Source organism: Pseudomonas sp. (assembly GCF_049645325.1).
Classification (GTDB): Bacteria; Pseudomonadota; Gammaproteobacteria; order Pseudomonadales; family Pseudomonadaceae; genus Aquipseudomonas.
This window is the reverse complement of sequence record NZ_JBARTQ010000178.1, coordinates 1-13,194: the sequence shown is the minus strand read 5'-3', so window position 1 is coordinate 13,194 and position 13,194 is coordinate 1. Positions and strand designations below refer to the sequence as shown.

General features: G+C 62.0%; 9 protein-coding genes. 8 read left to right on the top strand and 1 reads right to left on the bottom strand.

Going from position 1 to position 13,194, the window contains the following annotated elements:
• Window positions 1–11: 11 nt before the first annotated feature.
• A complete protein-coding gene (gene aceE / locus WBB95_RS07965) occupies window positions 12–2,657 on the bottom strand; it encodes a pyruvate dehydrogenase (acetyl-transferring), homodimeric type (protein ID WP_424487073.1) in 2,646 nt (881 codons plus the stop codon).
• 383 nt (window positions 2,658–3,040) lie between these two features.
• Between aceE and glnE the strand changes: the two genes are divergently transcribed.
• The 8 genes from glnE (at window position 3,041) to WBB95_RS07925 (ending at window position 13,157) form a co-directional block, all read left to right on the top strand.
• Window positions 3,041–5,980, top strand: coding sequence for a bifunctional [glutamate--ammonia ligase]-adenylyl-L-tyrosine phosphorylase/[glutamate--ammonia-ligase] adenylyltransferase (gene glnE / locus WBB95_RS07960; protein ID WP_424487072.1), 2,940 nt, complete (start codon window positions 3,041–3,043; stop codon window positions 5,978–5,980).
• 217 nt (window positions 5,981–6,197) lie between these two features.
• Window positions 6,198–7,232, top strand: a complete 1,035-nt coding sequence (waaF, locus tag WBB95_RS07955) for a lipopolysaccharide heptosyltransferase II (protein ID WP_424487071.1) — start codon at window positions 6,198–6,200, stop codon at window positions 7,230–7,232.
• Window positions 7,233–7,234: 2 nt separating this feature from the next.
• Entirely contained in the window at window positions 7,235–8,296 is a 1,062-nt protein-coding gene (waaC, locus tag WBB95_RS07950) for a lipopolysaccharide heptosyltransferase I (protein ID WP_424487070.1), read from the top strand.
• The gene (locus WBB95_RS07945) at window positions 8,296–9,420 is read left to right on the top strand and encodes a glycosyltransferase family 4 protein (RefSeq protein WP_424487069.1); all 1,125 of its coding nucleotides are present in this window, start codon (window positions 8,296–8,298) and stop codon (window positions 9,418–9,420) included. The genes waaC and WBB95_RS07945 overlap by 1 nt, the downstream gene beginning before the upstream one ends.
• Window positions 9,417–10,223, top strand: a complete 807-nt coding sequence (rfaP, locus tag WBB95_RS07940) for a lipopolysaccharide core heptose(I) kinase RfaP (protein ID WP_424487068.1) — start codon at window positions 9,417–9,419, stop codon at window positions 10,221–10,223. The genes WBB95_RS07945 and rfaP overlap by 4 nt, the downstream gene beginning before the upstream one ends.
• Window positions 10,223–10,957 carry a lipopolysaccharide kinase InaA family protein gene (locus WBB95_RS07935; RefSeq protein WP_424487067.1) on the top strand — a complete coding sequence of 245 codons (735 nt, stop codon included), beginning with the start codon at window positions 10,223–10,225 and terminating at the stop codon, window positions 10,955–10,957. The genes rfaP and WBB95_RS07935 overlap by 1 nt, the downstream gene beginning before the upstream one ends.
• Window positions 10,954–11,706, top strand: coding sequence for a lipopolysaccharide kinase InaA family protein (locus WBB95_RS07930; RefSeq protein WP_424487066.1), 753 nt, complete (start codon window positions 10,954–10,956; stop codon window positions 11,704–11,706). The genes WBB95_RS07935 and WBB95_RS07930 overlap by 4 nt, the downstream gene beginning before the upstream one ends.
• A complete protein-coding gene (locus tag WBB95_RS07925; RefSeq protein WP_424487065.1) occupies window positions 11,706–13,157 on the top strand; it encodes a lipopolysaccharide kinase InaA family protein in 1,452 nt (483 codons plus the stop codon). Before WBB95_RS07930 ends, WBB95_RS07925 begins: the two co-directional genes overlap by 1 nt.
• Window positions 13,158–13,194: the final 37 nt, after the last annotated feature.

Below are 13,194 nucleotides of genomic sequence, written 5' to 3'. Positions count from 1 at the left end.
AAAAAATCTCCTCAGCAGTCCAGTGGGTTGCGTTTTTCCGGGTTGATCCCGAACTTGACGATAGCGTCAGCCACCACCTTCGGTTCGATTTCACCACGGTCAGCCAAGGCTTCCAAGGCTGCCAACACCACGAAGTGACGGTCGACTTCGAAGAAGTGACGCAGCTTCTTGCGGCTGTCACTGCGACCGAAACCGTCGGTGCCCAGGACTTTGAATTCCTTGGACGGGACCCACTGGCGAATTTGTTCAGCAAACAGTTTCATGTAGTCGGTAGAGGCGATCACCGGACCTTTACGGCCGTTCAGGCACTCTTCGACGTAGCTCAGCGCAGGCTTCTGACCTGGGTGCAGACGGTTGTTGCGCTCGACTGCCAGGCCGTCGCGACGCAGTTCGTTGAAGCTGGTAACGCTCCACACGTCAGCGCCGACGTTGAACTCGTCACGCAGGATCTTCGCCGCTTCACGCACTTCACGCAGGATGGTGCCGGAGCCCATCAGCTGCACGTGGTGCGCCGCTTCCTTGGTGTCTTCTTCGAGCAGGTACATGCCCTTGATGATGCCTTCCTCAACACCGGCCGGCATGGCGGGTTGCTGGTAGGACTCGTTCATCACGGTGATGTAGTAGAAAACGTCCTGCTGCTGTTCGGTCATCTTCTTCATGCCGTCCTGGATGATCACCGCCAGCTCATAGCCGTAGGTTGGATCAAAGGTGCGGCAGTTCGGGATGGTGGCAGCCAGGATGTGGCTGTGACCGTCTTCGTGTTGCAGGCCTTCGCCGTTCAGCGTGGTCCGGCCAGCGGTGCCGCCGATCAGGAAGCCACGGGTACGGCTGTCGCCTGCTGCCCAAGCCAGGTCGCCAATGCGCTGGAAACCGAACATCGAGTAGAAGATGTAGAACGGCAGCATTGGCTGGTTGTGGCTGGAGTACGAAGTACCGGCAGCGATGAAGGAGCTCATGGCGCCCGCTTCGTTGATGCCTTCTTCGAGGATCTGGCCCTTCTTGTCTTCCTTGTAGAACATCACCTGGTCTTTATCGACTGGCTCGTAGAGCTGGCCGACGGAGGAGTAGATGCCCAACTGACGGAACATGCCTTCCATACCGAAGGTACGGGCTTCGTCCGGGATGATCGGGACGATACGCGAGCCGATTTCCTTGTCCTTGACCAGCTGCGCGAGGATCCGCACGAAGGCCATGGTGGTGGAGATTTCACGGTCGCCCGAGCCGTCCAGGATAGCCTTGAGGGTATCCAATGGTGGCGTCGGAATGTCGAAGCTCTTGGCGCGGCGCTGTGGCACGAAACCGCCCAGGGCAGTGCGGCGCTCGGCCAGGTAACGGGCCTCGGCGCTGTTCGGCTCAGGCTTGAAGAACGGCAGGTTCTCCAGCTCTTCGTCCTTGACGGGGATGTCGAAGCGGTCGCGGAACAACTTCAGGCTGTCGACGTCGACTTTCTTGGTGTTGTGCGCAGTGTTCTTCGCTTCGCCGGCACCGGTGCCATAACCCTTGATGGTCTTGGCCAGGATGACGGTCGGTTGTTCTTTGTGGTTGACCGCTTCGTGGTACGCCGCGTAGACCTTGTACGGGTCGTGGCCGCCACGGTTGAGTTTCCAGATCTCGTCGTCGGACAGGTCTGCAACCATCGCCTTGAGTTCCGGCGAGTTGAAGAAGTGTTCACGGACGAACGCGCCGTCTTTGGCTTTGTAGTTCTGGTACTCGCCGTCGATGACTTCATCCATGCGACGTTGCAGGATACCGTCGACGTCTTTGGCCAGCAGTGGGTCCCAGAAACGGCCCCAGATGACTTTGGTCACGTTCCACTGAGCACCGCGGAACACGCCTTCGAGTTCCTGGATGATCTTGCCGTTACCGCGAACCGGGCCGTCGAGGCGCTGCAGGTTGCAGTTGATGACGAAGATCAGGTTGTCGAGCTTCTCGCGGCCAGCCAGGGAGATGGCGCCCAGGGATTCCGGCTCGTCACACTCGCCGTCGCCCAGGAAGCACCAGACTTTCTGCTTGCCTTCAGGGATGAAGCCACGCGCTTCCAGGTACTTCATGAAGCGTGCCTGGTAGATCGCCTGGATCGGGCCAAGGCCCATGGATACCGTCGGGAACTGCCAGAAATCAGGCATCAGCCAAGGGTGCGGATAGGACGAGAGGCCCTGGCCGTCGACTTCCTGGCGGAAGTTGTTCATTTGTTCTTCGCTGATGCGGCCTTCCATGAACGCACGGGCGTAGACGCCTGGCGAGGTGTGGCCCTGGAAGTAGATCAGGTCGCCGCCGTGTTCGTCGGTCGGGGCCTGGAAGAAGTAGTTGAAGCCGATGTCATACAGGGTTGCGCTGGAAGCGAAGCTGGAAATGTGACCGCCCAGGTCCGAATCTTTCAAGTTCGTGCGCATTACCATCGCCATGGCGTTCCAGCGTACCAGCGAGCGAATGCGGCGTTCCATGAACAGGTCGCCAGGCATGCGTGCTTCGTGGGTAACGGGGATGGTGTTGCGGTAAGGCGTGGTGATGGCGTAAGGCAACTGCGAACCGCTGCGGGTCGCGAGTTCGCCCATACGGGTCATCAAATAGTGAGCACGGTCTTCGCCTTCTTTGTCGAGAACCGATTCCAGGGCGTCCAGCCATTCCTGGGTTTCGACGGGATCGAGGTCTTGCATGGCTTGCTCCAGGGCGGAAAGGCTACCAGAATCGGTTGCCTGAAGTTTGCGACTGGCCTTGTGGGCAGACGACATAAATTCTTGGATGGCCGAAGGTTGCTTCGGCGTCCTGTAGTTTTACTACAAATCGTCGGCCATTTCAGCCTTTCGAATGTATATACGAGTAGTAAAACTACACAAGACTGAGCGTATGGCTCGGTCTGGCTGGTGAGCATAATCGTTATTGTTGATCTTTTGCGAACAAGAAAAGGTGAAAGCTTGATGTTGGCTGCCAAAATGAAATTAATTTCAGCTATTTCTAACCTTTGTTCGACAGTCCTTCACCCAGCGTGGTTGTTGCCTTCACACCAACACGCCCTTTACGCGCCGATCAAGGATAGACCATGAGCCTTCCAACGCTGGCCAAACTGCCGGCCATTCTCTTGCCTTTTGCCCAGCGGGCCGAGCAGTCATTTCGTGACGCAGTGGCCGCGCTGGACGACGATCATGGACTTTCTGCGTGGACGCCGCAACGGTGGGCCGACTTCGCCCGCGTGTGCGCCGCCAGTGATTTCGTCATTGAACAGAGCGTTCGTGACCCTTTGATGTTGCTTGAACTGGTGGCCTGGGGCGAGTTGGACCGCGGCTTTGCGCCCGGTGAGCTGTGCGGCCAGATTGCCGGTGCCGTGCAACAGGCCGAAACAGAAGATGAACTGGGTCGCGTGCTGCGTCGCCAGCGCACGCGCCAACAAGTGCGCATCATCTGGCGCGACCTGACCCGTCAGGCGGATCTGGTGCAAACCTGTCGCGACCTCTCCGACATGGCCGACGCCAGCATCGACCAGGCTTACCAATGGTTGTACCAGCGCCACTGCGTACTATTTGGCACACCCACCGGCCGTCGCAGCGGTGAAGCGCAGCACATGGTCATCCTCGGCATGGGCAAGCTCGGCGCGGTGGAGCTGAACTTGTCGTCCGACATCGACCTGATCTTCGCCTACCCAGAAGGTGGCGAGACGGTGGGCGTGAAGCGCGCCCTGGATAACCAGGAGTTTTTCATTCGTCTTGGTCAAAAACTGATCAAGGCGCTGGACCCGATGACGGTCGACGGCTTCGTATTCCGCGTCGACATGCGCCTGCGGCCTTACGGTTCGGCCGGCGCGCTGGTGCTCAGCTTCAATGCGCTGGAACAGTACTACCAGGACCAGGGCCGCGACTGGGAGCGCTACGCCATGATCAAGGCGCGCGTGGTCGCGGGCGATCAGGTGGCCGGCGCGCAACTGCTCGACATGCTGCGGCCGTTCGTTTATCGCCGCTACCTGGACTTTTCCGCGATTGAAGCGCTGCGCACCATGAAGCAGCTGATCCAGCAGGAAGTGCGGCGCAAGGGCATGGCCGAGAACATCAAGCTGGGCTCGGGCGGCATCCGTGAAGTGGAGTTTATCGCCCAGGCGTTTCAGTTGATCCACGGCGGCCGCGACCTCAGCCTGCAACAGCGCCCGCTGTTGAAAGTGCTCGGCACCTTGGAAGGCCAGGGCTACCTGCCGCCGGCAGTGATCGCCGAGTTGCGCAATGGCTACGAATTTCTGCGCTACACCGAACACGCGATCCAGGCGATTGCCGACCGCCAGACGCAAATGCTCCCGGACAGCCCGGAAGACCAAGCGCGTATTGCCTTTATGTTGGGTTTCGCCGACTGGGCCGCCTTCCACGAGCGCTTGATGTACTGGCGTGGTCGGGTCGACTGGCACTTCCGCCAGGTGATTGCCGACCCTGACGAAGAAGAGGGCGAAGAAAGCGAGTTGGTTGTGGGCGGTGAGTGGTTGCCACTGTGGGAAGAGTCCCAGGACGAAGACGCCGCATGCCGCCAATTGGCGGAAGGCGGTTTCAGCGATGCGCCTAAAGCCCTCAAGGCCCTGGCCGGATTGCGCGGCAGCCCGCAATTGCGTGCCATGCAGCGCCTCGGTCGCGAACGGCTCGACGCGTTTATCCCGCGCTTGCTGGCCCAGGCCGTCGAGCACGCCAACCCGGACCTGGTGCTCGAACGCGTGCTGCCGCTGGTGGAGGCGGTGGCCCGGCGTTCCGCTTACCTGGTGCTGCTCACGGAAAACCCCGACGCCCTGCGCCGCCTGTTGACCCTGTGCGCTGCCAGCCCGTGGATTGCCGAACAGATCACGCGTTTCCCGCTGCTGCTCGACGAATTGCTCAACGAAGGCCGTCTGTTCAAGCCGCCATTGGCGCCGGAGTTGGCCGCCGAGTTGCGCGAGCGTCTGACGCGTATCCCCGAAGACGACCTTGAGCAACAGATGGAAGCCCTGCGCCACTTCAAACTCGCTCATCGCCTGCGCGTGGCGGCTTCGGAAATTGCTGGCAGCCTGCCGCTGATGAAAGTCAGCGACTACCTGACCTGGCTCGCCGAGGCCATCCTTGAGCAGGTGCTGGCCTTGGCCTGGCGCCAGACAGTGGCGCGCCACGGTTCGCCGCAACGAGTGGACGGCACGCTGTGCGACCCGGGGTTCATCATTGTCGGTTACGGAAAAGTCGGCGGCATCGAACTGGGGCATGGTTCGGACCTGGACCTGGTGTTTATCCATGACGGCGACCCCCAGGCTGAAACCGACGGCGCCAAGCCGATTGACGGTGCGCAGTTCTTCACGCGCCTGGGTCAGCGCATCATTCACCTGCTGACCACCCAAACCAACTCCGGCCAGTTGTATGAAGTGGACATGCGCCTGCGGCCCTCCGGCGCCTCCGGTTTGCTGGTGAGTTCGCTGGGGGCGTTCGAACGCTATCAGGAGAATGAAGCCTGGACCTGGGAGCATCAGGCCCTGATCCGCGCGCGCGTGCTGGTGGGCAGCCAGGATGTGGGCCATGCATTCGAGCACGTAAGGGCTAAAGTGCTGGGGCGTGAGCGCGACTTGGCGAAGCTGCGCCAGGAGGTCAGCGAGATGCGCGCCAAGATGCGCGACAACCTGGGCACCAAGTCTACGACGGCCGGAACCGGCGCCAATGCCTTCGAGGCCACGGCGGCGTTCGACCTCAAGCAGGACGCCGGAGGTATCGTCGATATTGAATTTATGGTGCAATACGCGGCTTTGGCGTGGTCTGCGCACCATCCATTGTTGCTGCGCTACACCGACAATATCCGCATTCTGGAAGGCCTGGAGCAGGTCGGGCTGATGCCCGCCGCCGATGCCCATCTGCTGCGCGAGGTGTATAAGGCCTACCGTTCCGCCGCGCACCGCCAGGCCCTGCAAAACGAGGCCGGTACGGTGGCCGGGGACCAGTTCGCCGACGAACGGCGTCAGGTGATGCGCATCTGGCAAACGCTGGGTTTAAGCTGATACTCGATTTATGTGGGAGCCGGGCTGTGTGGACGCTGGCGTGTGTGGGAGCCGGGCTTGCCCGCGATGCAGGCGCCTCGGTGCATCAGGCATACCGGGGCGATGCTATCGCAGGCAAGCCAGCTACCACACAAAGCGGTTCCCAGGCACACCGCAACTGACAGTAATTATGGCGGCGGGGAGGCATAAGCCTCCCCGCATCGTTTGTGGAAACTAGATGAATATTCTGATCGTTGGGCCCAGTTGGGTCGGTGACATGGTGATGGCACAGACACTGTTCCAGTGCCTGAAACAACGCCATCCCGACTGCCAAATCGACGTGCTCGCCCCTGAGTGGAGCCGGCCGATCCTTGAGCGCATGCCCGAAGTGCGCGCGGCTTTGAGCTTTCCGCTCGGCCACGGCGCCCTCGAACTGGCGACCCGTCGACGCATCGGCAAATCCCTGGTCGGCCAGTATGACCAGGCGATCCTGTTGCCCAACTCGCTCAAGTCGGCGCTGGTGCCGTATTTTGCCGGCATCCCCAAACGTACCGGCTGGCGCGGCGAGTTTCGCTACGTGTTGCTCAATGATGTGCGCACACTCGACAAGGCGCGCTACCCGCTGATGATCGAACGTTTCATGGCCCTGGCCTATGAGCCAGGCGCCGCGCTGCCTACGCCTTACCCGCGCCCCAGCCTGCAGATCGACCCGGTGACCCGCGACGCCGCCCTCGCCAAGTTCGGCCTGGAACTCGACCGTCCGGTGTTGGCACTGTGCCCAGGCGCGGAGTTTGGCGAGTCCAAGCGCTGGCCGTCGGAGCATTACGCCAAAGTCGCCGAGATGAAGATCCGCGAAGGCTGGCAGGTGTGGTTGTTCGGTTCCAAGAACGATCATTCGGTGGGTGAAGACATTCGCCAGCGCCTTATTCCGGGCCTGCGCGAGGAGGCGGTGAACCTCAGTGGCGACACCTCGCTGGCCGAGGCCATCGACCTGCTGTCCTGCGCCGAGGCGGTGGTGTCCAACGACTCCGGCCTGATGCACGTGGCGGCGGCGCTGAACCGCCCGCTGGTGGCGGTGTACGGCTCGACCTCGCCAGGGTTTACCCCGCCGTTGGCCGACAAGGTCGAAGTGGTACGCCTGGGCCTGGATTGCAGCCCGTGCTTTGACCGCACCTGCCGGTTCGGTCACTACAATTGCCTGCGCCAGTTGCTGCCGCAGCCGGTCAGCGAAGCCTTGCAGCGGTTGCAGGGCACTGTGGTCGAGGTCCGTTAGTTTTGCGCGTATTGCTCATCAAGACCTCATCCCTGGGCGACGTGATCCACGCCTTGCCGGCATTGACCGACGCCGCGCGGGCGATCCCCGGCATTCGCTTTGACTGGGTGGTGGAAGAAGGCTTTGCCGAGATTCCCACCTGGCACCCGGCCGTGGACAAGGTCATCCCGGTGGCGATTCGCCGCTGGCGTAAAAACATCTGGCAAACCATCAAGAGTGGCGAATGGCGACGCTTCAAACAGCGCGTCCAGTCGACCAAATACGACTTGGTGATCGACGCCCAAGGCTTGCTCAAAAGCGCCTGGCTGACGCGCTACGTGCGTGCTCCGGTGGCGGGCTTCGATAAAAGCTCGGCCCGCGAACCCATCGCTGCGCGCTTTTATTCCCGACGCCTGGCCGTGGCCCGCGGGCAGCACGCGGTGGAGCGTTTGCGCCAGCTGTTCGCCGTGGCCCTGGGTTATGACCTGCCAAAAGGCTTGGGCGATTACGGCCTGAGCACTGAAAAGCTGCTCGGCCTGCCGCCGAAAAAGCCCTTCGTATTGCTGCTGCACGGCACCACTTGGGACACCAAACACTGGCCTGAGGCCTACTGGCGCGAGCTGGCCGAACGCATGGGACGGCTGGGCGTGGACGTGAAGTTGCCGTGGGGCAATGCCGACGAAAAAACCCGCGCCGAGCGCCTGGCCTATGGCCTGCCAAACGCCGAAGTGCTGCCCAAGTTGAACCTGGCCGGCGTGGCGCGTGTGCTGGCTGGCGCGCGCGCCTGCGTGGCGGTGGACACCGGCCTTGGCCACTTGGCTGCCGCCCTGGATGTGCCGACCATTTCCCTGTTCGGGCCCACTAACCCGGGCCTGACCGGCGCCTATGGCAAGGGCCAGATTCACCTGGCCAGCGACTTCCCCTGTGCGCCGTGCCTGCAAAAGATCTGTACCTATCAACCGACGGCCGACGATGTGCGTCGTTTCGACATCAAGCGTGAGTCGCCCCTGTGCTTCACGCGCTTGAACCCTGAGCGTGTGGCAAGCCGACTGAGCACGTTGTTACTGGCTGAGGAGCTGCACTGATGCAACTGGCTTTTGTTCTGTACAAATATTTCCCCTTCGGTGGCCTGCAGCGCGACTTCATGCGCATCGCCCTGGAGTGCCAGCAGCGCGGCCATCAGATTCGTGTCTACACGTTGATCTGGGAAGGCGATGTCCCGCCGGGTTTCGAAGTGCTGGTGGCGCCGGTCAAGGCGTTCTTCAACCATCGGCGCAACGAGAAACTCAGCGCCTGGATGGAAGCCGACCTGGCCAAGCGCCCGGTCGACCGCCTGATCGGCTTCAACAAAATGCCTGGCCTGGACGTGTACTACGCCGCCGACGGCTGCTTTGAAGACAAGGCGCAAAACCTGCGCCACTCGCTGTACAAAAGCTTTGGCCGTTACCGCCACTTTGCCGAGTACGAGCGTGCGGTGTTCGCCAAGGGCGCCAAGACCGAAATCCTGATGATCTCCGAGGTGCAGCAGCCGCTGTTCATCAAGCATTACGACACCCCGCTGGAGCGCTTCCACCTGCTGCCGCCGGGCATTGCCCAGGACCGCCGCGCGCCGCCGAACGCGGCTGAAATTCGCCAGGGGTTTCGCGAGGAGTTCAAGCTGGGCGAGGACGACCTGCTGCTGGTGCAAATCGGTTCGGGCTTCAAGACCAAAGGCGTCGACCGCAGCCTCAAGGCCGTGGCCGCGCTGCCCTCGGAACTGAAAAAACGCACCCGTCTGTTTGTAATTGGCCAGGACGACCCCAAAGTATTCCAACTGCAGAGCGCCACATTGGGGCTGGGCGACAACGTGCAGTTCCTCAAGGGCCGCAGTGATATCCCGCGCTTCCTGCTGGGGGCCGACGTGTTGATCCACCCGGCGTACAACGAAAACACCGGCACTGTATTGCTCGAAGCCCTGGTGGCCGGGCTGCCGGTACTGGTTTCGGCCGTGTGCGGTTACGCCCACTACATCAGCGAGGCTGACAGCGGACTGGTGCTGGATGAGCCGTTTGAACAGGCGCAACTCAATCAGTACCTGGCGAACATGCTCACCGACACTGCACAGCGCGCGGCCTGGGGCCGCAATGGGTTGGCGTACGCCGAGACGGCCGACCTCTACAGCATGCCGCAACACGCGGCGGATGTGATTCTGGCGGAGCCAAAACGATGAAGTTGATGCTTGCCGAACCGTTCAAGACCCTCTGGGCCGGGCGAGATGCCTTCGCCGAAGTCGAGCGGCTGGAAGGCGAGGTGTACCGTGAACTCGAAGCGCGTCGCACCTTGCGCACCGAGGTGGCTGGCCGTGGCTACTTTGTGAAGATCCACCGTGGCATTGGCTGGGGCGAGATCGTCAAGAACCTGGTCACCGCCAAGCTGCCGGTGCTCGGCGCGGGCCAGGAGTGGCTGGCTATCCAGCGCCTGCAGGAAATCGGCGTGCCGACCATGACCGCCGTTGCCTATGGCGAGCGCGGCAGCAACCCGGCCGACCAGCACTCGTTCATCATCACCGAAGAGCTGGCGCCCACTGTCAGCCTCGAAGATTTCAGCATCGACTGGGTCAAGCAGCCGCCCGAGCCGCGCCTCAAGCGCGCGCTCATCGCTGAAGTGGCGCGCATGACCGGCATGATGCATCGCGGCGGGGTCAACCACCGTGACTGCTACATCTGCCACTTCCTGCTGCACACCGACACGCCGGTGACGGCCGACAACTTCAAGCTGTCGATCATCGACCTGCACCGTGCCCAGACCCGCGACAAGATCAGTCATCGCTGGCGCGACAAAGACCTGGCAGCCCTGTACTTCTCGGCGCTGGACATCGGCCTGACGCGCCGCGACAAGTTGCGCTTCCTCAAGGGCTATTTCCAGCAGCCGCTGCGCCAGGTCCTCGCCGAGGAAAGCCCGTTGCTGCAATGGCTGCAAGGCAAGGCCGACAAGCTTTATGCACGCAAACAGCGATACGGGGATGCGCTCTGATGGCGGGTTGGAACCTGGAACCTGCGTATGCCGCCCTGGCGGATGACTTTGGCAGCCTTGAAGCAGTATTTGCCCTGCAGGGCGAACGCCTGACCCGCGACCCGCTGTCGGAAGTGATCCGCGTGGAGCGCGGCGGGGTCAATTACTACGTCAAACGCTACGTCGGCGCCGGCAAAGGCCTGCGCCGCTACCTGGGCAAGCCACGGGTGAAGTCCGAGTGGCAGAACCTCAAGCGCTTTGCCAAGTGGGGCATTCCCACGGCGGACGTGGTGGCCTGGGGCCTTGAACGCAAAGGCCTGGCCTACGACCGTGGCGCGATGATCACCCGCGAGCTGCCGAAAACCGTAGACCTGTCGGCACTCGCCGACCGTAACGACGCCTGCTTGAAAGACCCTCAGTGGGTCAGTGCGGTCAGCCGCCAGCTCGCCGAATATACGCGCACGATGCACGATCATCGCTTCACCCATAACGATTTGAAGTGGCGCAACCTGCTGGTCGACGACCAGCAGACCCTGTATTTGATCGACTGCCCTAACGGTGATTTCTGGCGCGGTTTCTGGCTCAAATACCGGATCACCAAAGACCTGGCCTGCCTGGACAAGGTCGCCAAGTATCACTTGTCGGCCACCCAGCGCCTGCGTTTCTATCTGCAATACCGCCAACGCACGCACCTGTCGGCGTCGGACAAACAGCGAATTCGCCACGTGGTGAAGTTTTTCGAGGGACGTGAATGACTGATTTCCTGGCGGCCGAAGACCGCGCATTACTTGCGCGCAACGGCCTCGCGACCTTCGACGCCCTGTGGGCCAGGCAACTGGACGCCGTGGATGAGCCCAACACCAGCAAAGGTGGCTGGAGCAGCGTGTTTCGCCTGGAGCTCGAAGGTCAGGGGTACTACCTCAAGCGCCAGAGCAATTACCTGACGCGCACCCTGCACTCGCCGTTTGGCGAGCCCACGTTTGCGCGTGAATTCCGCAATATCAGCCGTTATCAAAAACTCGGTATTCCTGCGTTGCAGGCGGCGTTTTTCGGTGAGCGCAAGGTCAATGGCGAGCACCGCGCGATGCTGCTGACCCGGGCCCTGGACGGCTGGAATGACCTGGACTCGTTGCTCGAACAATGGTCGCAACTGACCGACGCCCAGCACCGCGCGATCCTGTTGGCCTGTGGCCGCTTGGCGCGCCACCTGCACAGCGTTGGGCAGGTGCATGGCTGTTTTTACCCCAAGCATATTTTCTTGCAGGCCACCGGTGACGGGTATGCCGCGCAGTTGATCGACCTGGAAAAAACCCGCCCGCTGTTGTTTGGCCAGCGTGACCGGGTCAAGGACCTTGAGCCGCTGTTGCGCCGTGCGCCGCAGTGGTCGGACGCGCAAATCCGGCAACTGCTGGCGGCTTACCTGGAGCAGGCGGAGGACAGTTCGCTGGTCGACGCCTGGTACCAGCGCCTGACGGCGCGCCGCAGCCACAAGGAGAAACGCTGATGCGTTTGTCCGCGCTGAAAAACGCCGGGCGCAGGCCCGAGCTGCCGCTGACCCTTGAAATTGCAGACGCCGCCGGCCCGGGGCAGTTGCAACTGCTCAGCCTGTTGCGCGTGTTGCCGGGCGAACGCTATGTGGGCGCCGCCGTCTGGCGCGGGCGCCCAGTGCTGGCCAAATTGCTGGTGGGCAGCAAGGCTGCGCGGCATTTTCAGCGTGAGCTCACTGGCGTGCGTCTGTTGGCCGAGCAAGGCCTGACCACGCCGCTGTTGCTCGCCGATGGCCTGCAAGATGGCGAGGGTGGCTGGCTGCTGTTCGAGTTCATTGAAGGCGCCGAGAGCCTTGCCGATGCCTGGCACGCGGTCGAAGGGTTGCCGCCGTTGGCAGACGAACACACCGCCGTGCTCGCCGAGGCCTTGGGTGCGATTGCCCAGATGCACGCCAAAGGCCTGTGGCAGGAAGACCTGCACCTGGACAACCTGCTGCGCCAAGACGGCAAGCTGTACCTCATCGACGGTGCCGGGGTTCGCGTCGAGGAGGCGGGTAAGCCGCTGTCGCGCACTCGCGTGCTGGAAAACCTCGGCGTGTTCTTCGCCCAATTGCCGAAAAATCTCGCGCCGTTTACCGAAGAGTTACTGGTGTATTACCTGCTGAGCAACGGCGAACACGCCGTGCCGCTGGAGGCACTGGAAAAGCAGGTGCGCAAGGTCAGCGCCTGGCGCTTGAAGGACTTTTTGAACAAGGTCGGCCGCGATTGCACGCTGTTCAGCGTGACGCGCGGAGCCTTTGGCTTGCGCGCGATTCGTCGCGAAGAAGAAGCAGCGATGCTGCCGGTGCTGGAACAGGCAGATGCGTTGCTCGACCAGGGCCACCTGTACAAGACCGGTGGCGCGGCCAGCGTGGGCAAGGTCGAGGTGGCCGGTCGGCCACTGGTGATCAAACGCTACAACATCAAGGGGTTTGCCCATTGGCTCAAGCGCTTCTGGCGCCCGAGCCGTGCCTGGCATTCCTGGCGCGAAGGTAATCGCCTGGCGTTTCTCGGCATCGCGACGCCCAAGCCTCTGGCGGTGTTGGAGAAGCGGTTTTTCTGGCTGCGCAGCCGGGCTTATCTGGTCACTGAGTACTTGCCGGGCCCGGATATCATCGAGCGCTTTGCACCCTATGTTGAGCGCGGTGATGCGCCCGAAAGCGAACTGCTGGCGCTGGACCATCTGTTTGCCGAGCTGATCCGCGAGCGCATCAGTCATGGCGATTTCAAAGGCCATAACCTGTTCTGGGCTGAGGATCGCTGGGCGTTGATCGACTTGGATGCCATGTGTCAGCACAGCTCCGTCGCCAGCTTCGCCCCGGCGTTTGCCAAGGACCGCGCGCGGTTCATGCGCAATTGGCCGCAGAGCAGCGCGTTGTACCAAGTGATTGATGAGCGCTTGCCCAAAGAGGTTGGCGTCGCCGGTTAAAGCGGGCTTTCAGCCCTATCGCGGGCAAGCCCGCTCC

What these genes read in the sequence shown, in the direction of transcription:
- rfaP (WP_424487068.1), top strand. Translation starts at nt 9,417, where the DNA reads ATGAAGTTGATGCTTGCCGAACCGTTCAAGACCCTCTGGGCCGGGCGA.
- WBB95_RS07930 (WP_424487066.1), top strand. Translation starts at nt 10,954, where the DNA reads ATGACTGATTTCCTGGCGGCCGAAGACCGCGCATTACTTGCGCGCAAC.
- WBB95_RS07935 (WP_424487067.1), top strand. Translation starts at nt 10,223, where the DNA reads ATGGCGGGTTGGAACCTGGAACCTGCGTATGCCGCCCTGGCGGATGAC.
- aceE (WP_424487073.1), bottom strand. Translation starts at nt 2,657, where the DNA reads ATGCAAGACCTCGATCCCGTCGAAACCCAGGAATGGCTGGACGCCCTG.
- WBB95_RS07945 (WP_424487069.1), top strand. Translation starts at nt 8,296, where the DNA reads ATGCAACTGGCTTTTGTTCTGTACAAATATTTCCCCTTCGGTGGCCTG.
- waaF (WP_424487071.1), top strand. Translation starts at nt 6,198, where the DNA reads ATGAATATTCTGATCGTTGGGCCCAGTTGGGTCGGTGACATGGTGATG.
- glnE (WP_424487072.1), top strand. Translation starts at nt 3,041, where the DNA reads ATGAGCCTTCCAACGCTGGCCAAACTGCCGGCCATTCTCTTGCCTTTT.
- WBB95_RS07925 (WP_424487065.1), top strand. Translation starts at nt 11,706, where the DNA reads ATGCGTTTGTCCGCGCTGAAAAACGCCGGGCGCAGGCCCGAGCTGCCG.